Origin of the sequence: Pseudogemmobacter hezensis (genome assembly GCF_013155295.1) — a bacterium.
GTDB lineage: Bacteria > Pseudomonadota > Alphaproteobacteria > Rhodobacterales > Rhodobacteraceae > Pseudogemmobacter > Pseudogemmobacter hezensis.
Genome location: NZ_JABJXT010000012.1, coordinates 89662 through 111040, shown reverse-complemented (window position 1 = coordinate 111040; position 21379 = coordinate 89662). Strand labels below are relative to the sequence as shown.

Below are 21379 nucleotides of genomic sequence, written 5' to 3'. Positions count from 1 at the left end.
TGCCCCAGTCTCAGCGGGTGATACCGGGCCGCTTTCGCAGGCCCATTTAAGGGGTTGCGATGTCGGCTGAAGAAATCCGCCTTACCGATGGTCACCTGAGTGCCCTGGTCTCGCCCATGGGGGCCGAGCTGCGCTCGCTGAAATATGGGCCTGCCCAGGATGAGCTGCTCTGGCAGGCCGATGCCGCCTTTTGGGATCAGACCGCCCCGATCCTCTTCCCCATTTGCGGGCGGGCGATTGACAACCAGGTCCGCATTGACGGGCGCGACTATCCGATGACCATCCACGGCTTTGCGATGGAAAGCCTTTTCACGGTAGTGGCACATCAGCCCGCCCTGGTCAGGCTGGCGCTTTCATCGAACCCGCAGACCCGCACCATCTATCCCTTTGATTTCCAACTTGTCCTGGAATACCGGCTGCAGGACAAAGCGCTGCATTGCACGGCGGAAATCAGCAATACCGGCGCGCAGCCGATGCCCTTCAGCTTTGGCTTTCACCCCGGCTTCGCCCTGCCTCTGCCAGGCGCTGACGGCCAGCCGCATGAGGTCAGACGCCTGTCAGAAGGCCCCGACCCCATGATCGCTGAGCAGCGCGACAACTTCCTGACCGGGAAAACCCTGCCCACGGTGTTCCAGGACGGGCGGCTGGCGATTGCCGATGAAACCTTCCGCCCCTCTTCCTCAATCATCATCACGGAAGGGGCGGGCCAGCGCCTTTATTACGGCCCGGCCAGCGGGCGCGGGCTGGAGATCAGCTTTCCGACGACCGAAAACCTGGTGCTCTGGCGGCCGCAGGGGGCCGGGTTCCTCTGTATCGAGCCATGGCAGGGCCTGCCCTCGCAGATCGGGGCCGGGCCAGAGATTGCGGCCAGGCCCTATAGCACCAGCCTTGCGCCGGGTGAAACCAGGGCCTTTGCGCTGACGGTTTCGGCAGAGCGGCTGTAAAGGGCGCGGCCTACCTGGCCCCGCGCTCGAAACTTTCGCCAAGGGCTGCGGGCAGGTTCGCTTTGCGTCCGGCCAGCACCAGCACCAGCATGACCATGGCAAATGGCAGCATCTGGATCACATCGACCGGCACATTCACCCCCACCACCTGCAGCGCGGTGGTCATCGAAAGGCTGGCCCCGAACAGGAACGCGCCGCCCAGCACCCAAAGCGGGCGGCCCCGCGCCAGCATGGCCAGGACGATGGCGATAAAGCCGTTGCCATGGCTCATGAACGGCACGAATACGCCTGCCACGGCGACCGACATGAACGCGCCGCCCAGGCCCGCCAGCGCCCCGGTGGTCAGCACCGTCAGCACCCGCAGCCGCGTGACATTGCCGCCAAGCGCATCCAGCGCCGCAGGCCTGTCGCCCGCCGCCTGCAGCGCAATTCCCAGGTTGGTCTGGCGGTAGAGAAAGGCCATGGCAGCGGTCAGCGCCAGCCCCAGCCAGACCACCGGATTATGGCTGAACAGCATCGGCCCCAGCAGCGGGATCTGCGAAAGCCCAGGCACGGCCCAGGCCTGCATCCCATCAAGGCGCGGATAGGATTGCGAGAATTGCACGAAATGCAAAAGCGCGGTCAGCCCCTGCACCGCCAGCACCAGCGCAATCCCCACGACGATCTGGTTCAGCGCCATGATCACGCAAAAAAGCGCCATGAAAGCCGCGACCACCAGCCCCGCCCCTGCCCCGGCCAAAAAGCCGAGCCCCGCAGAGCCGCTGGCCCAGGCCGCGACAAAGCCCGCCCAGGCTCCCGCCAGCATCATCCCCTCAAGCCCGATGTTCAGCACGCCCGCCCGCTCGGACAGTTGCTCGCCCAGGCCCGCCAGCAAAAGCGGCATCCCCGCCATGACCGCGCCCAGGAAAAGGGTGATGAGGAAAGTTTCACTCAGCATGGGCGAGCCTCAGATTTGCGAAAGCCGCTGGCGGCGCTTTTGGAAGTGGTCAGACAGGGCGAAGGTGATCAGCATCAGCGCCACGATAACCAACGAGAAATAGCCCGGCACGCCCAGACGGCGGGCGGCACTTTCCGCCCCGATGCTGAGCGCCGAGAAAAGGAACACGTAAACAATGGTGCCATAGCCATTCAGCCGCGCCAGAAAGACCAGTGGCACCACGCTCAGGCTATAGGCGGGGTTCCAGTCGGCGCGGATATTGCCCTGGATCCCCAGCACATCCACCGCCCCCGCCAGCCCCACCAGCCCGGCTGACAGCGCAAATACCGCAATCGTCAGCGCAGGCACCGCCAGCCCGGCATGCAGCGCGGCGCGGGGGTTCGCGCCCACCACCCGCAGCCTGAGGCCAAAGGCGGTGCGCGTCATCATCAGATGCACCAGGATCACCACGACCAGCCCGATCAGCAGCCCAGAAGATATGGTCGTGTCAAAAAGGCGTGGCAGCCTTGCCTCGACCGGCAGCGTCCGGGTCTGGGGTGTGGTGGTGGTGGGATCAAGAAAAGCCAGCTTTACCAGAAGGTTCGCCAGTGAAACGCCAAGAAAGCTCATCATCAGGGTGGTGATGATTTCGTTCAGCCCCTGGCGGGCGCGCAGCAATGCTGGCAGCACGGCCCAGGCCGCACCCGTGATCGCGCCCGTCAAAAGCCCCGCCATCAGCAAAAGCCAGACCGGCCAGCCCGCCTGATGCAAAAGCGGTGCAAGGGCCGCCGCCATCACCGCCGCCAGCAGGAATTGCCCATCGCCGCCCAGATTCCAGACCCCGGCGCGAAAGGCGATGATCAGCCCGGATGCGATCAGCAGCAATGGGCCCATCCGGGTCAGCGTCGCCTCCAGCCCCGAGGGGCGCAGCATGCCGCGCTCAACGACAAAGGCGTAATAGCTGAAGGGGTTCGCGCCAAGCGCCAGCAGGATCAGCCCGCCGAGGATCAGCACCGCCAGCAATGGCCCGATCAGGAAAAGCGCCTGTATGGCCAGCTCGCGCCCTGCTCCAGTTCGAAATCGCTCAGACATCGGCACCCCCGGTCGCGCCGCTGATCAGGCGGGTGATCGCCGCGCGGGCGGTATCGTCATTCGGATACGGCGGGCTCAGCCGCCCGCGCTCGATCACCGCGATCCGGTCTGACAGTTCAAGCAGCTCATCAAGATCGGTCGAGATCAGCAGCACCGCCTTGCCGTGACCCGCGGCCTCGCGGATGCGGGCGCGAATGGCGGTGATGTTTTGCAGATCCAGCCCATAGGTGGGCTTTGCGAAGATCACCACCTGCGCCTGGCCAGTCAGCTCGCGCGCCAGCAGCACCTTCTGGATATTGCCCCCCGACAGCCTGCCTGCGGGCGTCGTGACATCGGGGGTGCGGATGTCAAAGGCCTGCACCAGGGCCCGCGCCGCCGCCGCGATGGTTGCGCTTTGCACAAGCCCGCGCCGCCAGAACGGGGGCTGGCCGATTTCCTTGAGGACAAGATTGGTCGCCACCGGAAAGCCCGCGACGATCCCCTCGCCAAGGCGGTCATCGGTGACATAGCTCAGCCCGGCCCGCCGCCTTGCCGCGACGCCGCCATTTATCTCAGCCCCGCCCAGGTGCAGGGTTCCGGTTGAGGGGATCTGCCCCGCCAGCGCCTCGGCCAGCGCTTTCTGACCATTGCCGTCAATCCCGGCGATGCCGAAGATCTCGCCCGCATGCAGGGTGAAGCTGATATCGCGCAGCGGCTGCGGCCCCCCGGCTGTCGAAAGGCCCGCCACCTTTAGCAGCGCCGGCCCTTTTTGGGGGGGCGCGGGCCGGGGCAGATCGTGAGAGAGAGGATCGGGGCGGCGGCTGTCCTCGCCAAACATCAGGCTGACGATATGGGCGGTATTTTCTGCCCCACTTCTGGCCTGCAGCACATCCGGCGCGATCATCCCCACATTGCGCCCGCCGCGCAGCACGGTGATACGGTCGCCAAAGGCCAGCGCCTCTTGCAGTTTATGGGTGATGAACACCACCGCCAGCCCGGTCGCCGCCAGCCTGCGCATCAGCGCCCCAAGCGCGCCCGCCTCTTGCGGGGTCAGCATCGCCGTCGCCTCATCAAGGATCAGACAGCGCGAGCCGCGCATCAGCGCCCGCAGAATCTCGGCCTGCTGACGCTCGCCCAGCGAAAGCGAGGCAACGCTGGCGAAGGGATCCACCCGCAGCCCCGGCCCGGCAGCGGCGGCCTGAATACGCGCAGCAAGGGCCTTGCGGTCAGGGCGCTGCCACCAGGGCCCGCCCAGGGTGAAGTTGTCGACCACGCTCAGCGAGGGCACCAGCATCGAATGCTGAAACACCGTGCCGATGCCAAGGCGCAGCGCGTCACGCGGCGCGGCCAGGGAGACCGCCGCCCCATCGATCAGGATCTGCCCCGCATCGGGCTGCTGCAGACCAGACAGCATGGCAACCAGCGTGGATTTTCCCGCGCCGTTTTCGCCCAGCAGCACATGCACCTCACCTGGCAGAAAGCCCAGGCTGACCGCATCGCTGGCCAGCACGCCAGGAAAGCGGCGCGTCACATTCTGCAAGGCGACAACGGGCCGGATGCCTGCACCAGTAACGCCTGAGCCCGCGCGGCCATATCCCGCGCGGTCATCTGCTGGCGGCAAAGCCGCCCCGGGGGGGGTCTGCATCGGCTGCTCCTTTGGCAATGCGGCGGGGGAAAGCCCCCCGCCAGAGCCGCCCCTTACTCGACGGCGCGCACCAGCGCATGCACGCTGGCGGCGTCATATTTCGGCGCGATGGTGATCTTTCCGGCGACGATATCGGCCTTCAGCGCCTCAAGCTCTGCCCAGACATCAGCCGGGATATGATCGGTTTTCAGCAGGCGCAGGCTGTCATCGGCAAGGCTGATATCGTAATTGCGGGTGCCATAGTTGCCCGCCTGCAGATCGGCGATCATCGCAGAATAGATCGGCGTCAGATCCCAGACCACAGACGAGAGCAGATGCCCCTTGTCGATGCTGCTTTTGTCGCCGATCACATCGATGAACCAGGCCTTGCCGCCATCGGTTGCGGGCGTTGTCTCTACCGCCTGCAACATCCCGAATGAGCTGCCATTGCCCTGGCCGAAGATGATATCCGCGCCAGAGGCGATCACCGTCTCTGCCACCCGTTTGCCGCCCGCCGCATCGGAATAGGCCGCAGGCCCGATCACCGCATAGCGCACCTCAATGGCGGGGTTTTCGGCCCGCACCCCCTCGGCAAAGGCCACCGACATATTGTTCCAGGACGGCGGCTCGCCCGAGACCACGATCCCGACAATCCCGGTGCGGGTCATCTTGGCCGCCAGCCGCCCGGCAAGCCAGGCCCCGTCTGACCCGGTTCCCGTGTAATCGGCCACTTTGCCCTTCGACAGTTTTTCGGGCATATCGGCGATCGCAATCGGCACGCCCATTTCCTCGCCGATCTCCAGTGCGGCGGTGTTGAAGCCCGCCGCATGGCCGATCACGAGATCTGCGCCATCCTCGATAAGCTCACGCAGGACCGGGCGCACGTCACCATAGCCAAGGTTTTCAGCCACGATCACCTCAAGCCCGGCTGCCGCTGCTGCCGCGCGGGCCGCATCAACGCCTTGCTGGTTCCAGCCCATATCGGTGCCCATCTCGGGTGCCATAATGGCAATCGTATCGATCTCTTCCGCCGAGGCCGCGCTGGCCCATCCCCCCCCCAGAACCAGAGCCAGGGCCATCACCATACGGCTGACAGAGCCGGTCACCATCTTTTTCATCACATAATTCCCTGTCGTCGTTTATCAGTTGACACTTACCCCTGGGCCGGATGCGATCCGCACAGTATGAAAAGCCAATAGCCCGACAAAAGACGCAGATGCACCGCAAATCTTTCATCACGGCCCTGCTGGCGGGTCTTTTGCCCGCTTTGTCAGGGCCTCTGGCCGTATCGGCTTTCGTGGCGCAGCATACGCTGGAAATCCGGGTAGCCAACAGCTCAGATTCAACGCTCGAATGCGGGGCGAGCCTGGCGCATTGGTTTTCAAAGGATCTGGGCCGGATTGCGCCGCAGCAGGCCCCGCATCATGAGCTGACGATCCGCTTTGGCTATGATCTGGCCAGCGGGACGGTGTATGAGCGGAACGAGACCGGGGATGAGATGCCGGTCCTGCAGCTTTGGTGCGGGCTGGCGGGGCAGGCCTGGGCGACACGTTCGGACATTCCTCTGCCGCGCGTGGCGGGTAAGGCCCCTGCAGCGCAAGGATACGACTGCTCAGTGCAGGGCGCAGCGGTCACATGTCGCGCGGCAAACAGGGGCGAATAGGCCACCAGAACCGCAAAAAAAAGATCACGCGAGAGGCGATCAGCCCCCCGCGTAATCCCGACAGATCTATGCGCCTCAGCCCGACACGTTCTTTAGCCCGGCACGTTCTTCAGCTTGGCCGGGGCCAGCGCCGCGCCATGGGCCTCGGCCGTGGGGGCAACTGCGGCACCGCCAAAGAGACCATCGCTCAGCCGATAGCCGCTTTCGCCATGCGAGGTAGTGTCGAGACCCTCATATTCCGCCTCTTCGCTGACGCGCAGCCCGACCAGCGCTTTCGCCACCATCAGCGCGATCCAGGTCGTCACCGCCGAGACCAGGATCGAAAAGCCCATGATCGCCACCTGGGGCACCATCTGGCTGACCATATCGCGCCCCTCAGGATAGCCGCCACCGCCCAGCGAGGGCGCGGCAAAGATCACCGTCAGGATACCGCCGACAATCGCGGCCACACCATGCACACCAAACACGTCGAAGCTGTCGTCATAGCCCAGTTTCGGCTTCATCACCTCGACGGCAAAGACGCAGACCGGGGCCGCCAGCAGGCCAATGGCAATCGCGCCAGCCGGGCCGACAAAGCCGCAGGCCGGGGTAATCGCCACGAGGCCAGAGATCGCCCCCGAAAGCAGGCCAAAGGTGCTGGTTTTGCCGCGATGGATCGATTCCGTGATCATCCAGCCAAGCGCACCTGCCGCGCCGCCCAGGAAGGTGTTCAGCATCAAAAGGCCCGAGAAGCCATTCGCCGCCAGCGCACAGCCGCCGCAAAAGGCCAGCCAGCCCACCCAGAGCATGGCCCCGCCCGTATAGGTCATGGTCATGTTGTGCGGTGCCATCATCTGGCTGCCATAGCCCTTGCGCGGCCCGATCACCAGGGCGCAGACCAGCGCGGCGATGCCTGCGTTCAGGTGAACGACATTGCCGCCCGCATAGTCCTGCACCTCGATCCCAAAGACCCAGCCGCCGCCCCAGGCCATATGGGCCATCGGCACATAGTTGATCATGAACCAGACGCCCATGAAGATCAGCACGGCCGAGAATTTCATCCGCTCGGCAAAGGCGCCGATGATGATCGGCGGGGTGATCGCGGCGAACATCCCCATGAACATCACATAGGTATATTCAGGGATGGTGCCGACCAGGCTGTCCGTCGTGACGCCGGCCAGAAAGACCTTGCCAAAGCCGCCGATGATCGGCCCGGTGCCGTCGATGAACAGCGAATAGCCCACCGCCACCCAAAGCACGATGATCAGCGAGATCGAGGCGAAGATCTGCGTCAGCACCGAGAGCACATTCTTGCTGCGCGCCATGCCCGCATAGAACAGACCCAAGCCCGGCAGCATCATCAGCATCACAATCAGGGCGCAGGTGGCCACGAAGGCGGTATCACCCGCCGAAAGCACGGGCTCTGCCTCTTCGGCCCTTGCGGCAAAGGGCAGCGCCGCAAGCGCTGCCGTCATTGAAATCAGGTGTCTTGCATTCATTGTCATTCCCCAAAGCTGAAGGCCGGACCCAGAGGCAAAACCCGGGGGTCAGGGCCGGGATGGCAGTCCCGGATATTTCGGCAGCTATTTCTCTGGGATACAAATTTTCCCTCTGGTAAATATTCGCAAGTCACCGGGGCTGGTGCATTTCCGGGCTGGCAGGGCCGCCAATGCCTGCATTTTCACCAAATATGAATCGATTCAGCCCCCTCACACCGCGAAACCCCCAACCGCCACAGCCACAGCTGGCGGCCTTGCAACAGTGGCGGCAAAGAATTCCAAAGAGCTATTGTCAGAAATTAACGCCCCCATTAGGGCTGGCAGCCGCATCTTCCTGCCTGACTGTTGACGGGTGACGGTCTTTGGACAAATTTCGGCCTGGCTCTCTTTTTGCTGCTTTCGTTGCGCTGCGTCCGCGCCTGCTGGCGATGGCGCAGTCACGCCTTGGCAACCGGGCCACGGCCGAGGATCTGGTCCAGGACACCTGGCTGCGGCTGGAAAATGCCAGCACCGCCACGCGCAGCGAAGGTGGCATCGCGAACACGGCAGGCTTTGTTTCGCAGGTGACGATGAACGGCATCCGGGATCATTTTCGCAAAGAGCGCAGGCGGGCAGAGCTGGATGCAGAGGTCCAGGACCTGCTGTGGGAACAGTCCGACGAGGTCTCTGCCGAACGCGCGGTCATGGGCCGCCAGACATTGCAGGCGGTGCAGGCGGCGCTGGATGAGCTGCCCGAAAAGACCCGGCAGATCTTTTTGATGAACCGCATCGAAGGGGTAACCCATCGCCGGATCGCAGAAATGCTCGATATGAGCGATGAGGCCGTCTATTATCACATCCGGCGCGCCCTTGAGCATCTGGCCCATCTGCGCGACGAGTTGAACGATTGACGACATCCGCCGCTGCCCGACCCGCCCAGAGGCCGAACCAGAGCCTGAACCGATGAGCCGCGCCCTGACATCGCCCAAAGCCGACCCCAAACTCGCCCGTGAGGCGCGGGACTGGCTGGTGCGTCTCAGCGCGGGCGGGATCGGGGCCGAAGACCTGCAGCAGTTTCGCCAGTGGCGGGCGCAATCGCCCGAACATGGCCGCATCTTTGATCTTGAGCGCAGCTTCTGGCAGCAGCTGGACGGGCTGGCTCCGGCCAGGGCGCAGACGGATCAGGCCAGTGCCCAGACTCGTGCCCAGACCCCTGCCCAAACCCGAACCCAGACCCGAACCCAGTCAGGCCAAAGGTCTGCGCCGCAGCCAGCGATTGCCGTTTTGCAGCCGCGCCGCGCTCTGATCGGGCGGCGCGGGTTTCTTGCGGGCGGGGTGGCGGCAGGGGCAGCCGCCTGGGCGGTGGACCTGCCGCATCAGTGGCAGGACTGGCAATCGGACCTGCATACCGGCTTTGGCGAGATGGCGGGGATGACGCTGCCCGATGGTTCGGTGGCCACACTGAACACCGACAGCGCAATTGCGCTTGGTTTTGAGGATGGGCAGCGCCAGGTGACGCTGCTGCGCGGCGAGGCCGAGTTCCGGGTGCCCGATGACAGGGGCCAGCCCCTGCAGGTCATGGCGCTTGACGGCATCACCGAGGCGCGGGGCGGCGTCTTTTCGGTCGGGGTCGAGGCCGATCAGGCCCGGGTCACCGTCTCTGAGGGTGCGGTGCGCATCACCGCCGCCGCCGGTCACATGCTGGAGCTGGCCGCCGCCGAACAGGCGGTCTATGGGCCCGGCCGCCGCGTGGCAGCGGTTGGCACCATCGACCCGGAAATCGCCTTTGCCTGGCGCCAGGGCCGTATCATCTTTGATGGCAAACGCTTTGACGCCGCCATGGAAGAGCTGGCCCGCTATGTGCCCGAGCGGGTGGTGATGGGCAGCCGCGTCAATCACGCCATGCCCGTCAGCGCGATTTTCTCGACCAATGCGGCGCGTGATGCGATCAGCGCGCTGGCCCTGACCCAGGGGCTGTCGGTGCGTCGGGTGCCGAAAGTGATGATCCTGGTCAGCTGAGCCCCGCCTGGCGAGCCCCGCCTGCTGACGCCATCTGCAGATCCCTTTCCGCTGATCTGAGCCAGATCATCTGAAAATTTCCTTCATTTCAAACAGATGAAATTTTTCTGAACTTTTTAGCCATTTGCTCTTTAGGCAAAGCCGCCCCTCAACCGTCAATCTGGTGAAGGGTCCAGGCAGGACGTTACCCAAACTCTTCGCGCAAGGCCCGGCGGGGGCCGCTGTCACGTGAGAAAGGGTTCGGGTCGCATGTCTCGATCAGTCAATTCTGCCCGGCGCGCATCGGCGCACCGGCTGTCTGCTTTGTTGTCCGGCACTGCGATCGGGCTGGGGGGGCTGGCGGGCGCTTCTGCGCTGTTGATCGCCTCTGCCCCGATGACGATGGCGCAAAATGCCGCCACGCATCAGCTGAATATCCCGGCACAGTCGCTGTCGCGTGCGCTGCGCGACCTGGCGCAGCAATCGGGCATTCAGATCGCCTATCGCACCTCTATTGCCGCCGGGGCGCAGGCGCCTGCGGTGCAGGGGGCGCTGACGGCGGAACAGGCGCTGGCGCGGCTGCTGGCGGGCTCGGGGCTGCGTTACAGCTTCAGCGGCGCGACGACGGTGACGATCCTTGGCGCGGCGGATGACGCATCTGCAGGCGGTGAGGCCGGCGCAGGCAACCTGGGCACCATCGTGCTGAACGCCGATGCCACCCTGACCGAGGGCACCGGATCCTACACAACCGGGGCCGCGACCGGCTCTACCGGGCTGCCGATCAGCCTGAAAGAGACGCCGCAATCGGTGACGGTGATCACCAATCAGCGCCTGAAAGACCAGGGCCTGGCGACCACGCAGCAGATGCTGGCCTATACGACGGGCGTGCAATCGGCGATCTTCGAAACCGACCGCGACAATACCTGGTCGCGCGGGCAATGGGTCTCCAGCTATATCATCGACGGGGTGGTGATTGATGGCGGCATCGGCTTTATGTCGGGTGTCGGGCTGCAATCCTCGACCTCGACCTATGACCATGCCGAGGTGATCCGCGGCGCGACGGGCCTTTTGACCGGGCCGGGCGACCCCTCTGCCGCCGTGCGGATGGAGCGTAAGAAGGCCACCGCGACCGAGCTGACCGGAACCATCGAGGCCCGCTATGGCAGCTGGAACCGCATGGGGCTGGGCATTGATGTCTCGAACAAGCTGAACGCCAGCGGCACATTGCGCGGCCGTCTGGTGGCAGATGTCTATAGCGGCGACAGTTTCCGCGACCGCTATAGCGTCGACAAACAGACGATCTATGGCACCATCGCCTGGGATATTGACGCCGCGACCACGCTTTCCTTCAGCTATGAGCGGCGCAATCACGACCCGAAAGGCTCGGAATGGAGCGCCTTCCCGACGCTGTTCAGCGATGGCACGCCGACCAATCTGCCGCGTCATCTGTCCTCGGCCCCCTATTGGGCATCCTGGGGCAGCGAGCAGGATATGGCCACCGTCCGCGTTGATCACGATTTCGGCGGCGGCTGGACCGGGAATGCCACGCTCAGCGCCGTCAAGCGCAACTACACGGCCGAGAACACCCGCTTTTACGGCCGCCCCGATCCGATCACCGGGCTTGGGATGACGCTTTTCGCCCGCAAGGCCGATGAGTTCCAGCGTCAGATCGCGCTGGATGCCTCGGTCTCCGGTCCGGTTACCCTTTTTGGGCGCGAACATGCGCTGAATTTCGGCATGCATGCCGGGCGCGACTGGAACCGGGCCGATGACTACGATGTTGTCGGTGCGCAGCCGGTTATGGGCAGCATTTATGACTGGGATGGCAGCCTGCCGCGCCCGCAATTCTACCTGCCCCAGGCAGGCGAATGGACCGAAAAATCCACCGAATATTCCGGCTATGCCTCGACCCGGCTGTCGCTGGCCGATCCGCTGAACGCGATCCTCGGGCTGCGTTACACCGACTGGGGCGCGGATACCCGCCATTTTACCGAAGTGACGCCCTATTTCGGTCTGGTCTATGACGTGAACGAGAATGTCTCGGTCTTTGCAAGCTATACGCAGATCTTCAAGCCGCAAAGCTATCGTGACATCAACCGCGACTACCTGGACCCGGTGCAGGGCAAAAGCGAAGAGGTCGGCATCAAGGGCGAATGGTATGAGGGGCGACTGAACGCCTCGCTCAGCTATTACCGCACCTATCAGGACAATGTCGCAACCGGGGCCGAGGATGCCAACGGCAACCCGATCTATATCCCCGGCAGCACCGATCAGGCCTATTACGGCGCCATGGGCCAGACCACGCGCGGCATCGAGCTGGAGATCTCGGGCGAGATCCGGCCCGGCTGGAACCTGTTCTTCGGGGCCTCGAAAATGAAAGCCGAGGGGCCGGACGGCGTGCAGATCAACACCTTCCTGCCGGAAAAAACCGTCAAGCTGTTCACCACCTACAACCTGCCCGGTGACAACAGCCAATGGACCATCGGCGGCGGTGCCCGCTGGCAAAGCGAAAGCTGGAACACGCTGGGGGTGGCAGGGGTTGGCCCGATCCGCAACTCGCAATCGGCCTTTGCGGTCGTGGATCTGATGGCGCGCTATGACATCAACGAGACCTGGTCGGCCCAGCTGAACGTGAACAATGTCTTCGACAAGGTCTACTACCCCTCGGCCAGCGTCGCCGCCGTCTATGGCGAGCCGCGCAATGCGATGCTGACCCTGACCTCGCGGTTCTGAGGCCGGATTTCTGAGGTTTTGACCCCGGCGGAACCACCCGCCGGGGCAGTCACAACAAACGGAAAGTGGGATCATGACCCTGAAAACCCGGACTGCAGGCACGTCCCTGCGCCATGCAGCGCTTGGCCTTGGGCTGCTGGGGCTGGCGATCCAGCCTGCCTTTGCCGAAGAGGCCATCCGCCCCGCCCAGACGCCTACCGCCGATTTCGTCGCCGCCGCCACCCGCAACAGCGCGGTGCCCGGCGGCTATGAGGTGCTGTCGGTGCCAGAGCTGGGCGCGGTCTTTGCCGCCTCGGTTCCCGATTTCACCGATGGTGCGGCAGGCGATGTCTATATGCTGGACGCCGATACCCTGGCCCCCATCCGCCGCATCCAGCTGAAGCTGCGCCCCTTTGCGCTGGCGGTCGATCATCAGCGCGGGTTGCTTTATGCGGGCAATACCAAGGATGGCTCGCTGAGTGTGATCGACGCGAAAAGCGGCTTTTTCCTCAGGACGATCCAGCTGGGCAAGCCCGGCGAGGGCGGCAAAATGGAACATACCCGCATGATCGAGGTCGATCAGGCAACGGGGCGTGTTTTCGTCACCGGCCCCACCAATGAGGGCATCGTCTGGATCATCGACCCCGGCCAGTCTGAGCCGACGCATCGCATCGACAATGCGGTGATCTGGGCGGCGGGCCTGGCCTATGACGGTGCGGATCGCATCTATATCGGCGGTGGCGGGGCGGAAGAAATCCTCGTGCTGAACGCCGAAACCGGAGAGAAGATCACCACCTTCTCGACCGGCGACACCCCGCCCGGCCAGGGATCAGATTCGGCGCATTTCATGGTGAACCTGTCGCTCGATGCCAAAGGCGGGCGGCTTTTCGCGGTCGACAGCCATGAGGGCAAACTTTACGTCTTCAATACCGCTGATGGCAGCATCATCGCCCAGGTGCCAATCGGCCCCGGCGCGCTGGATGTGATCTGGAATCCGGCCCGCGATGAAGCCTATGTCACCTATTACGGCTTTAACCGCGCCCAGCCGATCGGCACTGGCGGCATCATGGTGATCGATACCAAAGACTATCGCATCGCCCGCGATCTGGGGGTGAAAACCTTCCCCAGCAATCTTAGCCTTGATGTGGAAAACCAGCTGCTTTTCGCCTCGGTCTCGGAACCCGCGAATGACAAACACCCCGACTATGCCAAAGGCACCATCGGGTCGGTCGTGCGGCTGGATCTGACCAAGCTGGCCGAGCTGCCCCAGGCCGAATGACGATCAGCCCCTGGCCCGCTTTGCGGTGGGCCAGGGGTCTTTGCAAAAGCATGCGCGGGGTATTCAGGCGGGGGCTCAGTCCCGCCAGGATGGATCATCGGCATCCAGCGTTGATTTCAGATAATCGAAATGACGCAAAGCCATACCACGATAGGGCAGCCAGCCCGCCGCCGTCGCCCGCGCCACCTCATCCGACAGGACCGCAAGCGGCTGGCCAGAGGCCAGGGCCAGCATCTGCGTCTGGGCGGCCTTCTCGAAGAAATAGAGATCCTCAAACGCATCCGCCACGGTATCTGCAGCAATCGAGACGCCGTGATTGCCCATGACCAGCACCGAATTGCCCCTCATCGCCGCCGCCAGATGCTCGCCTTCCGAGGCATTGTCAGAAATGCCGCCAAAGGCCAGATCATAGCCGATCCGGCCATAAAACCGCGCCGTATTGTTATCCAGCGGCAAAAGTGTCGGATCTTTCAGGCAGGCCAGCGCGGTTGCATAGGGTGAATGGCAATGCAGGATCACCCGCGCCTCGGGCAGGGCGCGGTGCAGCGAGCCATGCACCGCCCAGGCCGAGGGGTCTGGCGCATTCGGCCCCTCCATCACGCTTTGATCTGCCGCGTCCAGCAGCAACAGATCGCTGGCCCGGATCGTCGCAAAATGCTGCCAGCGCGGGTTCAGCAGAAAGCGGCTGCCATCTGCGGATACGGCGGCGCTGAAATGATTACCGACCGACTCGCTCCAGCCAAAGCGGTGGCAAAGCCGGAAGGCCGCCGCCAGATCCTGTCGCAGCGCCAGAAGCGCCGCCGCATCACCGTGGATGTCCTCTGTCAGGGGTCTGTTCATGCGCGAAACCGCCCCTCGCTGACCAGGGCCCGCCAGGTCGAGCGCATCTCGGCCCGGTCCGCATAGCAGCCGCGCAGATAACGCTCGCCGCTGGTGGCGGAATAGGCGGCGCGGCCATGCACGATGCGGTGATTGTCAAAGACGATACATTCGCCCGCCTGCAGCGTGAAGCGCATGATATAGCGGTCACTTTGCAAGAGTTTTCCAAAGGCACAGAAGGCGGGGTAGAACCTGTCCATCTCGGTCTGCGGCAGGTCGATGATGTCCAGCATATGCTGGCTGATCGTCAGGCCGGAAACCTCGCCATGCTGGTCCAGCTCGATGATGCGCTGGCGCGAGCGCATGTCATAGGTGTCATGCTCGCAATAGAAGGGCACGTCGGTTTCTGACAGGATGCGAAAGCCCTCGGGGTCGATCTTGCGGAAATCATTCGCGGCCGCGACACCGTCACCAAAGAGATTGCGCCCGCCCTCAACCGAGTTGCGGCGCATATGCAGGAACTGCACGCCGGGGGCATGTTCCTCGGCCGGGGTGTCGGTATGCAGCTCAAGCGCGGCCGAGGTATAGGCGGTATTCGTCGGCTTGATATGGGTTTTGACGTCGAAATAATCGCCAAAGAAGGTGGGGCGCACCTGGCCCATCACATTCACCAGCTGCGTCAGCCCCTCATTGCTGTCAGGCATCCCGGTGACGACCGAGACCCCCTCGACCAGCATGGCCTCAAGCCAGGCGCGGACCTTGGTCTTATCGGCCAGCAATTCGGCATGGGTAAAGCGGGCGACATCGGGATAGTGATCGCCATACCAGGCCTTGCGCGGCAGATCGGCAGGATCGTGGCGCAGCGTGCCGCTGGCATATTGTTCCAGAAATTCCATCGGATAATGCGAGCTGTGGCCGTCATTCCAGGCCACATCCAGCCCGGCCGATGTCACCACAGTCGACAGGGGACGGGGGGCCTCGGACAGATGGAAGATGTCAAAGCTGCGCTCACGCGTGGTGGTGTTGAAAGAGGTCGGGCAATTGTCGCGCAGCCAGTAGTAGTTAAAATAAGCCGGCTTGCCAGAGGCCAGGTCAAGCGTCAACCCCGATGCGCCCAGCTCTGCGGTTTTCTCAATGGTCATATCCATGGCAGGTATTTCCGCTGTTTATGGGGCAAAAGCGCCCGAATGATCCGTCCCTGACGGGAAAATTAGCCACTGGTCGGGCAAAGCGGAATGCCGTAAAATCTTTGCATAAGATAACACACAGGTTATGATGATAATGGATCCCGCATCGCGCCTTCGCCTGCCGCCCCTGCGCCTTTTCGCGGTGTTTGAAAGCGTGGTGCGCCATGGCAGCCTGCGGGCGGCGGCGGCAGAGATGAATGTCTCGCAACCCGCGATCAGCCAGGCGGTGAAAGCGCTTGAGGATCACGTCGGCGCAAGGCTGCTGGACCGCGCCACCCGCCCCGCCAGCCTGACCGCCGAGGGCCAGGTGGTGCATCGTGCGGTCGCCGATGGGCTGGGCCATATCGCACGCGCGCTGGAACAGGTGCGCGCCATGCAGCGGCTGAATTCCGGCAATGTGACGATTGCCTGTTCTGCGGGCACCGCGACCTATTGGCTGATGCCCTGCCTCGCGGGGTTTTACGCCGCGCATGAGGATATTTCCGTCAATGTGATGACCACCGCCCAGGGCGCCCCCGCGCTGGAGCCGGGCATTGACCTCGCGCTGCGCTACGGTCTGGGCCAGTGGAGTGATGGCCGCGTCACCCGGCTGTTTGGTGAAAGCGTGGTTCCGGTCTGCCACCCCGATCTGGCGGCGCGGATGCTGCATCAGGGGCTGCGGCTGGATCAGGTGCCGCATCTGCATGTGATCGCCGGAGATGACAGCTGGCTGGGATGGGAGGGCTACTGCCGCGCCATCGGCATGCCCGCCCCCAAATCAGCCGGGCGCAGCTTTACCAATTACGTGCTGGCCAGCCAGGCGGCGATGGCAGGCCAGGGGGTGATGCTGGGCTGGGAATCAAACGTGCATGAGCTGGTGGCCCAGGGGCGGCTGGTGACCCTGCCCTTCCCCCGGATCCAGCCCGAAGAGGCCTTTTATCTTGTCAGCCCGCCCGGCCCGCAAATGCGCCCCTCGGTGCAGATCCTGTCAGACTGGCTTTGCAGTCAGGCGGCGATTTTGACGGTCTAGGCCCCTGCGCCGTCAGATCTGATGCGGGCGGGTTTGATGCAGGCGGGCCGGGCCAGATCAGGCCTTATCCAGCCCGGCATGATGCAGATCGGCCAGGGTGAAATCGATCAGCGCCCGCAGCTTGCGCGGCATGACGCGGCCCTCAAGGTAGACGACATTCAGGGTGACGCAGGGCGGCTCGTAATCGGGCAAAAGGCGCAGCAAACGGCCCGAGCGCAGGTCATCGCCCACCGCAAAAGTCGGGCAAAAGGCGACGCCCAGCCCCTCTATCGCCAGCTCGACCGCCACCCGCGCGCTATTGACCGAAAAACGCCCCTGAACCGTGACCTGCTGCACACTGCCATCACGCTCAAACCGCCAGCGCAGCGGGTCACGGCGATTGGTGTCGATAATGCAGTCATGGTCCGCCAGATCCGCAGGCGTTTGCGGCATGCTCCGCCCCGCCAGATAAGAGGGCGCCGCCACCGCGCAGGAGCGGATCTGCCCCAGACGACGCAGCCGCAGCGATTGCTGATCCTGCTCGCCGATGCGGAAGGCCAGATCAATGCCGCGCCGCGCCAGATCGACATAGCGGTCATCCAGCTGCAGATCGACCGTCACCCCCGGGTTGGCGGCCAGAAAACGCGCCAGCATCCCTTTGATATAGACCGAGCCGAAATCCACCGGCGCGGTGATCCGGATATGGCCGGAAAGCTGGCTGCTGTTTTCGGTCGCACTCGAGAGCAGGTCGTCCAGCTCTTCGATCAGCGCCGGGGCGCGGGCGTAAAATTCCTGCCCTGCCGCCGTCAGCCCGACCGAGCGCGTGGTGCGCTGCAAGAGGCGGTTGCCCAGCCGCTCTTCCAGAGCGGCGACGTATTTTGAGGTCAGCCGGTTCGAGATCGCCAGCCGCTCGGCCGCGCCCGTGAAAGAGCCGGTTTCAACCGTCGCCACAAAGGCGCGAATGCAATCAAGGATATCCATGCGGGATTAAGAACACGGCGTAGACACTGTTACAACAACAATACCATTTCATTCGCAATCAAAGCAGCAGATATTGGCTTCAACGGGATGCGCCAGAGCGGCTCTGAACGACCAGGCCGCGCTGACGCAGGGATCCCATCCTCAATTCCATAAGGGACAAAAATCATGATTGACCTTTCCACTGCATCCTGGGGCATCCTGCTGCTTCGCCTTGCCCTCGCTGCCCTGTTCTTCGCCCATGTCGGGCTGAAGCTCTTCGTGTTCAAACCCGCAGGCACCGTCGGCTTTTTCAAATCGCTGGGTCTGCCCGGCTGGTTCGCCTATGTGACCATCCTGGTCGAGCTGGCAGGCGCTATCGCCCTGACGTTGGGCATCTGGCCGCGGGTGATCGCGCTGCTGCTGGTTCCGGTGATGCTGGGCACCATCATCAAAGTGCACGGCCCCGCCGGGTTCTGGTTCACCAACCCCAATGGTGGCTGGGAATATCCCGCCTTCTGGACCATCAGCCTGATCGTTCTGGCCCTGCTGGGTGACGGTGCCCTGACGCTTGTCGCCAGCCCGTTCTGATCCGACCTGACCACGGTGACCCTGTCACAAAGGGGCGGCACTGCCGCCCCTTTCGCTATGCGCTTTATCCACCCGGCCCTCTGCCCTATTCATAGCCCCCGCAACCCCCAAACCCGGAGGGCCGCCTTGACATCGGGCCGCACAGACATCCCCCCTCAGGCAATCACGCCGCGCAGCGTGGCGCCCGACAGCCGCGCCGGGGCCAGTTTCGATCCGGTCACGGCGGGGCGGCGTTTGCTGCATGAAAGCCGGATCGCCGCGCTTTCCACTCTGGATCCGGGCGGCTTCCCCTATGGGATCATGACCAATGTCATGCCCGATGCGGATGGCAGCCCGGTCTTTCTGGCCGCCCGTATCGCGCTGCATGCCCGCAATCTGGCGCAAGACAACCGCGCCTCGCTGTGCTGGGCGGCGCTTGAGGGCGCGGATGCGCTGACAGGGCCGCGCATGACCCTGAGCGGCCTCGCGCAGCCCGTTGACGCCGGAGCGCAAGAGGCCCTGCGCCACCGCTATCTGGCGCGCTTCCCGAAGGCGCGGCTCTATCTGCAGCTGCCCGATGCGCTGTTCTTCCGCCTGCAGATAACGGCGGTCAATATCGGCGGCGGCCCGGCGCGAAATGCCGGGGCGGTCACCTTCGCGCAGCTGGGCCATCACGGCGCGGGGCGGCTGCTCGGCGCGGATGAGGCGCAGCTGCTGCAAAAGCTGAACCGCGATCCGGCGCTGATCGCCGGGCTGGTGGCGAACACGCTTCGGCTGCGAAAGGGGGCGGCGCAGACGGCATGGCAGCGGCGGCGCTGGACCATGGTTGCGCTGGATCCGGACGGCTTCGATCTGGCGTGTTCATCGCGTATTCTGCGGGGTGAATTTGCGCAGCCAGTGTCAGAGCCGGAGGGCTATGGTGCGGCGCTGAAACTGCTCCTTTCCGGACATAACGGTTGAAATAATTTCACTTAAATCTGCTTTAGGTTGACAGGTGCAGGGCATTCTGGTGCAGGCTGGAGGTGAAAGGCCGCTTTGCGGCGCGACCAGCCAGGGTCACCCAGGGTCACAAAGCAACGGGGCAGCATTCCTGATGAGCCATCTGCGCGAGGCGCCACAGCCCGAAACCCGCGACGCCGAAGCGCTTGATTTTCTGTCATTGCTGCAGGTGCTCTGGCGCGAAAAGCTGCTGCTTTGCGGTTCTGTTGCGACGATGGTGCTGCTGGGCGGGATCTATGCCTTTTTGCTGGCGACCCCGGTTTACCGCGCCACGGCGGTTGTCATGCTGGAATCGCGGGAATCCGCGATGCTGGGGCTGAACTCGGTGCTGGGTGGCCTGACCTCGGGGGAATCCGCGGTGGTCAATACCGAGGTCGAGGTGCTGCGCGGGCGCACCTTGATGGCGCGGGTGGTTGATGAGCTGGACCTGACCAATGACCCCGAATTCAACCTGGCCCTTGAGCCGCCTGGCCCGATTGGCCGCCTGAAAGACATGCTTGCGGGCGGGGCCGACCCGCCGCCGTCAGAGGCGCTGATCCGCGACAATACGGTGACCCAGCTTCTGACCCAGACCGGCATCTCGAATGTGCCGCAAAGCCTGGTGTTCCATATTACCGTCGCCAGCACCTCGCCCGAAAAAGCGGCGCGGATCGCCGATACCCTGACGCGTCTTTACATCAACGACCAGCTGCGGGTGCGCTTTGAGGCGACCGAGGCGGCGACGAAATGGCTGTCAGATCAGGTGGCGATCCTGCGCACCGAATTTGAGGCCGCCGAGCGTGAGGTGCGCGCCTTTCGCAACGACACCAATCTGATCAGCGCTGAAAACCTGGAGGCGATGGACCGCCAGCAGAAAGAGACCCGCCGCCGGATTGAACAGATGCAGGCGGATCTGACGAATTTGCAAAATCACCTGGCCCGGATCGCGGCGGCATCCGATCCGGCGGAAAAATCGCGGCTGATCGGCGATGATCAGCTGCGCGGGCTGGCCAGCTCAGACCCTGCCGCCTGGCAGCTGCGGCTGGACCAGATCCTCGCGCGGATGGCGGATGACCAAAGCCGCCTGCAGCAGCAGATCAACGCGCTGATCGGGGCCGAGGCCGCGCTGTCAAATGACATCAACCGCCAGTCGCAGGATCTTGTCCGCCTTGAACAGCTGGAGCGCGAGGCCGAGTCCAGCCGCCTTTTGCATGAGCATTTCCAGACCAGGCTGAAGGAAACCGCCGCCCAGCAGGGGATCAATCAGCCCGACAGCCGGATCCTTTCCGATGCGGTCACGCCGCGCGGCCCCTATGCGCCGCGCAAGGCGCTGATCCTGGTCGCGGCGGCGGTGTTTGGCGCGATCATCGGCACCGCCATCATCTTGCTGCGCGAGCTGACCACCAGCCGCATCCGCTCGGCCCGCGAGCTTGAGGCGCTGACCGGGCAAATCGTGCTGTCGCAGATCCCGGCCGTGCCGCAGAAATCGCGCCAGGATGTGATTTCCTGGCTGGGGCGCAATCCCACCTCGGCCCCGGCCGAGGCGATCCGCAACCTGCGCACCTCGGTTCTGCTGACCGCGAAAGGCGATCCCCCGCAGATCATCGCCATGACCTCGTCGATCCCGGGCGAGGGCAAGACGACCACCGCGCTGGCGCTGGCGCAGAACCTGACGATGATGGGGCGGCGTGTTTTGCTGATCGAGGGCGATATGCGGATGCGCACCATCGGCCTTTATATCGGCAATCAGCCGGGGGGGGCGGCCGATACCGCGTCAGTGATCCGGGGAGAGCACAGCCTTGCGCAGGCGGTGCTGAAGGTCGAGGGGATCGCCGATATTCTGCCCGGCGCCGAGGGCCGCACCAATGCCGCGGACCTGTTCTCATCGCCGGGGTTCCTGCGGCTGCTGGATGAGGCCCGCAAGCGCTATGACATCATCCTGATCGACACGCCACCTGTGCTGGTGGTGCCCGACGCGCGGATCATCGCCCGCCACGCCGATACCACGGTCTTTGTGGTGCGGTGGGATCATACACCCCAGGCGCAGGTCAGTGACGCGCTGCAGCAGCTGGCGCAGGTGCGGGTGCCGGTTGCGGGCCTGGTGCTAAGCCAGGTCGATCCGGCGGGCATGCGCCGCTATGGTCACGGCGGCTATTACGGCGCCTATTCGCGCGACGGCGAGGGCTATTACAGCACCGGGCCAGGCTGAGCGCCTC

18 protein-coding genes are annotated in these 21379 nt (G+C 64.1%); 10 read left to right on the top strand and 8 right to left on the bottom strand.

Translation table 11 applies throughout. From position 1 onward, the window contains the following. The first annotated feature begins 59 nt into the window (after positions 1-59). Positions 60-944: an aldose epimerase family protein gene (locus HOY34_RS14300; protein ID WP_172363998.1), complete on the top strand. Its 885-nt coding sequence runs from the start codon at positions 60-62 to the stop codon at positions 942-944. Between the two features lie 10 nt (positions 945-954). Here the strand turns inward: HOY34_RS14300 and HOY34_RS14295 are convergent, their stop codons facing one another. The 4 genes from HOY34_RS14295 to HOY34_RS14280 are packed head-to-tail and all read right to left on the bottom strand — an operon-like array spanning position 955 to position 5673. Next, positions 955-1881, bottom strand: coding sequence for an ABC transporter permease (locus HOY34_RS14295; RefSeq protein ID WP_172363996.1), 927 nt, complete (start codon positions 1879-1881; stop codon positions 955-957). A gap of 9 nt (positions 1882-1890) precedes the next feature. Further along, positions 1891-2952 (bottom strand): putative B6 ABC transporter permease subunit 2, encoded by a 1062-nt coding sequence (locus HOY34_RS14290; RefSeq protein ID WP_172363994.1) that lies wholly within the window; start codon positions 2950-2952, stop codon positions 1891-1893. After that, positions 2945-4576, bottom strand: coding sequence for a putative B6 ABC transporter ATP-binding protein (locus tag HOY34_RS14285; protein ID WP_172363992.1), 1632 nt, complete (start codon positions 4574-4576; stop codon positions 2945-2947). Before HOY34_RS14285 ends, HOY34_RS14290 begins: the two co-directional genes overlap by 8 nt. Positions 4577-4629: 53 nt before the next feature. Further along, positions 4630-5673: a putative B6 ABC transporter substrate-binding protein gene (locus HOY34_RS14280; RefSeq protein WP_172363990.1), complete on the bottom strand. Its 1044-nt coding sequence runs from the start codon at positions 5671-5673 to the stop codon at positions 4630-4632. Positions 5674-5771: 98 nt separating this feature from the next. Here HOY34_RS14280 and HOY34_RS14275 point away from each other — a divergent pair, with 98 nt between their 5' ends. Further along, entirely contained in the window at positions 5772-6218 is a 447-nt protein-coding gene (locus HOY34_RS14275; protein ID WP_172363988.1) for a hypothetical protein, read from the top strand. 92 nt (positions 6219-6310) lie between these two features. Here the strand turns inward: HOY34_RS14275 and HOY34_RS14270 are convergent, their stop codons facing one another. Next, positions 6311-7696, bottom strand: a complete 1386-nt coding sequence (locus tag HOY34_RS14270) for an ammonium transporter (protein ID WP_253944471.1) — start codon at positions 7694-7696, stop codon at positions 6311-6313. Between the two features lie 362 nt (positions 7697-8058). Between HOY34_RS14270 and HOY34_RS14265 the strand changes: the two genes are divergently transcribed. The 4 genes from HOY34_RS14265 to HOY34_RS14250 all read left to right on the top strand — a co-directional run bounded on the left by HOY34_RS14265 (position 8059) and on the right by HOY34_RS14250 (position 13664). After that, a complete protein-coding gene (locus tag HOY34_RS14265) occupies positions 8059-8586 on the top strand; it encodes an RNA polymerase sigma factor (RefSeq protein ID WP_172363986.1) in 528 nt (175 codons plus the stop codon). 52 nt (positions 8587-8638) lie between these two features. After that, positions 8639-9694: a FecR family protein gene (locus tag HOY34_RS14260; protein ID WP_172363984.1), complete on the top strand. Its 1056-nt coding sequence runs from the start codon at positions 8639-8641 to the stop codon at positions 9692-9694. Between the two features lie 306 nt (positions 9695-10000). Then, entirely contained in the window at positions 10001-12406 is a 2406-nt protein-coding gene (locus HOY34_RS14255; protein ID WP_172363982.1) for a TonB-dependent siderophore receptor, read from the top strand. Between the two features lie 73 nt (positions 12407-12479). Further along, positions 12480-13664: a YncE family protein gene (locus tag HOY34_RS14250; RefSeq protein WP_172363980.1), complete on the top strand. Its 1185-nt coding sequence runs from the start codon at positions 12480-12482 to the stop codon at positions 13662-13664. Between the two features lie 75 nt (positions 13665-13739). On the opposite strand, the gene HOY34_RS14245 is transcribed toward HOY34_RS14250, so the two are convergent. Continuing rightward, positions 13740-14504, bottom strand: coding sequence for a class II aldolase/adducin family protein (locus tag HOY34_RS14245; RefSeq protein ID WP_172363978.1), 765 nt, complete (start codon positions 14502-14504; stop codon positions 13740-13742). After that, positions 14501-15631, bottom strand: coding sequence for a TauD/TfdA family dioxygenase (locus tag HOY34_RS14240; protein WP_172363976.1), 1131 nt, complete (start codon positions 15629-15631; stop codon positions 14501-14503). The genes HOY34_RS14245 and HOY34_RS14240 overlap by 4 nt, the downstream gene beginning before the upstream one ends. Positions 15632-15764: 133 nt before the next feature. On the opposite strand from HOY34_RS14240, the gene HOY34_RS14235 reads away from it, so the two are divergent. After that, a complete protein-coding gene (locus HOY34_RS14235; protein WP_172363974.1) occupies positions 15765-16679 on the top strand; it encodes a LysR substrate-binding domain-containing protein in 915 nt (304 codons plus the stop codon). A gap of 57 nt (positions 16680-16736) precedes the next feature. Here HOY34_RS14235 and HOY34_RS14230 read toward each other — a convergent pair whose 3' ends face one another. After that, the gene (locus HOY34_RS14230; protein ID WP_172363971.1) at positions 16737-17639 is read right to left on the bottom strand and encodes a LysR family transcriptional regulator; all 903 of its coding nucleotides are present in this window, start codon (positions 17637-17639) and stop codon (positions 16737-16739) included. A gap of 165 nt (positions 17640-17804) precedes the next feature. On the opposite strand from HOY34_RS14230, the gene HOY34_RS14225 reads away from it, so the two are divergent. The 3 genes from HOY34_RS14225 (at position 17805) to HOY34_RS14215 (ending at position 21372) form a co-directional block, all read left to right on the top strand. Then, positions 17805-18206 carry a DoxX family protein gene (locus HOY34_RS14225; RefSeq protein ID WP_172363969.1) on the top strand — a complete coding sequence of 134 codons (402 nt, stop codon included), beginning with the start codon at positions 17805-17807 and terminating at the stop codon, positions 18204-18206. A gap of 126 nt (positions 18207-18332) precedes the next feature. Beyond that, positions 18333-19145, top strand: coding sequence for a HugZ family pyridoxamine 5'-phosphate oxidase (locus HOY34_RS14220; RefSeq protein WP_253944470.1), 813 nt, complete (start codon positions 18333-18335; stop codon positions 19143-19145). Between the two features lie 133 nt (positions 19146-19278). After that, a complete protein-coding gene (locus HOY34_RS14215) occupies positions 19279-21372 on the top strand; it encodes a GumC family protein (RefSeq protein WP_172363967.1) in 2094 nt (697 codons plus the stop codon). The last annotated feature ends 7 nt before the right edge of the window (positions 21373-21379 follow it).

Bases quoted from the DNA above. Each gene is read 5' to 3' on its own strand.
- HOY34_RS14300 (WP_172363998.1), top strand. From the start codon at position 60: ATGTCGGCTGAAGAAATCCGCCTTACCGATGGTCACCTGAGTGCCCTG.
- HOY34_RS14250 (WP_172363980.1), top strand. From the start codon at position 12,480: ATGACCCTGAAAACCCGGACTGCAGGCACGTCCCTGCGCCATGCAGCG.
- HOY34_RS14215 (WP_172363967.1), top strand. From the start codon at position 19,279: ATGAGCCATCTGCGCGAGGCGCCACAGCCCGAAACCCGCGACGCCGAA.
- HOY34_RS14245 (WP_172363978.1), bottom strand. From the start codon at position 14,504: ATGAACAGACCCCTGACAGAGGACATCCACGGTGATGCGGCGGCGCTT.
- HOY34_RS14270 (WP_253944471.1), bottom strand. From the start codon at position 7,696: ATGAATGCAAGACACCTGATTTCAATGACGGCAGCGCTTGCGGCGCTG.
- HOY34_RS14235 (WP_172363974.1), top strand. From the start codon at position 15,765: ATGGATCCCGCATCGCGCCTTCGCCTGCCGCCCCTGCGCCTTTTCGCG.
- HOY34_RS14295 (WP_172363996.1), bottom strand. From the start codon at position 1,881: ATGCTGAGTGAAACTTTCCTCATCACCCTTTTCCTGGGCGCGGTCATG.
- HOY34_RS14225 (WP_172363969.1), top strand. From the start codon at position 17,805: ATGATTGACCTTTCCACTGCATCCTGGGGCATCCTGCTGCTTCGCCTT.
- HOY34_RS14230 (WP_172363971.1), bottom strand. From the start codon at position 17,639: ATGGATATCCTTGATTGCATTCGCGCCTTTGTGGCGACGGTTGAAACC.
- HOY34_RS14240 (WP_172363976.1), bottom strand. From the start codon at position 15,631: ATGGATATGACCATTGAGAAAACCGCAGAGCTGGGCGCATCGGGGTTG.
- HOY34_RS14285 (WP_172363992.1), bottom strand. From the start codon at position 4,576: ATGCAGACCCCCCCCGGGGCGGCTTTGCCGCCAGCAGATGACCGCGCG.
- HOY34_RS14275 (WP_172363988.1), top strand. From the start codon at position 5,772: ATGCACCGCAAATCTTTCATCACGGCCCTGCTGGCGGGTCTTTTGCCC.
- HOY34_RS14290 (WP_172363994.1), bottom strand. From the start codon at position 2,952: ATGTCTGAGCGATTTCGAACTGGAGCAGGGCGCGAGCTGGCCATACAG.
- HOY34_RS14280 (WP_172363990.1), bottom strand. From the start codon at position 5,673: ATGAAAAAGATGGTGACCGGCTCTGTCAGCCGTATGGTGATGGCCCTG.
- HOY34_RS14260 (WP_172363984.1), top strand. From the start codon at position 8,639: ATGAGCCGCGCCCTGACATCGCCCAAAGCCGACCCCAAACTCGCCCGT.